1 protein-coding gene and 1 pseudogene are annotated in these 1,289 nt (G+C 44.8%); both read left to right on the top strand.

From position 1 onward, the window contains the following. A pseudogene (locus tag B051_RS22720) lies at positions 1-642 on the top strand (hypothetical protein); the annotation flags it as partial. 399 nt (positions 643-1,041) lie between these two features. Next, positions 1,042-1,289 (top strand): hypothetical protein (locus B051_RS22465; protein WP_157578831.1); only part of this gene is annotated, 248 nt, incomplete at its 3' end.

Below are 1,289 nucleotides of genomic sequence, written 5' to 3' on the forward strand. Positions count from 1 at the left end.
GGCGTCTACAAGGACGACTGGGCCAGCGAGAAGACCACCACCGACAAGCGCGTGCTCTTCTACGACAACATCCGCGTGGGCAAGGCCGGCGCCACGCTGGCTGACATGACATCGTCTGTTTCAGCTCCGGCTCCAGCACCGACAGAGCCTGTAGAAACTGCTCCGGCTCCAACAGAGCCAGCTCCAACTGCTCCAGCTCCCACAGAGCCTGTAGAAACCGCTCCGGCTCCAACAGAGCCATCTGCAACTCTACCAGCAGGTAACACGAATACAGTAGGAGTGAATCAAATAGTTCTTGTGGATGCCAGCACTGAGAAGGATGTTATGCCTCTTACTAATGGTGCTTCATTCAGCTTCAGTGCTCTGGGTACTCAGAAAGTTAATTTCCGTGCTAACATCGACCCATCTTTGGTAGGTAGTGGTAGTGTGAAGTTTGACTTGAAAGGAGCAGACTCACATACGTATAGTGACAATGCTGCACCCTATGCTCTATTTGGAGACGACGGTAAAGGTAACTTCTACTTCGGTGCCAGAACCTTGCCAGCTGGAAACTATACTCTGACGGCAACTCCTTATTCAGGTGCCAAGGGTACAGGAACTGCGGGTACTCCAGTTACAGTTAGCTTCACTATAAAGAACTAGTGACACTGCTTAGCTTAACTATAAGCCCAGTCGGGCAATAGCCTGAATTAGGGTAGAGTAAAAACAGAAGAGCGCTGTGGGAATTATTCCTGCAGCGCTCTTTTTATTTAATCCTGGCTTATTCCAAATGCTAATCAAGTTTAAGCTTACTAGGTGTATCAAGAGCAATTTTGCGTTTATACTTTATTCGCAATCCGTAGTCTTCTATAAGATTAGAATTGAATTTACTAATCGGTTGGTCAACATGCTTATAACTTTAATCAAGCAAAGCTCATTCATGATTATCTATGCTCGAATTAAAAAAAACATATTTTATAGTCTAAATATATAATCAAATCGTATAACGGTCTTGTTAATGGTTATAATTATATCATAAGAGGTTTTAATAATAGCGTGCAGTTGAGAATTCTGGTACCTGTTATAGTTAAATTGGAAGCCATAGTTTTTAAAGTAGCAGAGATGAGAAGATTAAATATGTATTATTTTATATCTACTGCAGTATTAGTAATTGCTTTTGCAGCTGTAACTTTAGACAGTGACCTAGAAGAGATCAACCCGGGGATGGGTTCGGCGGCCACGCAGCTGGCCACCTCGGCCAGCCTGCTCTACCAGGAGACCTTCGAGGGGGGCGACCCCTTCTCCACGGC

The sequence above is a fragment of the Pontibacter roseus DSM 17521 genome (assembly GCF_000373265.1).
In the GTDB taxonomy this organism is placed as follows: domain Bacteria; phylum Bacteroidota; class Bacteroidia; order Cytophagales; family Hymenobacteraceae; genus Pontibacter; species Pontibacter roseus.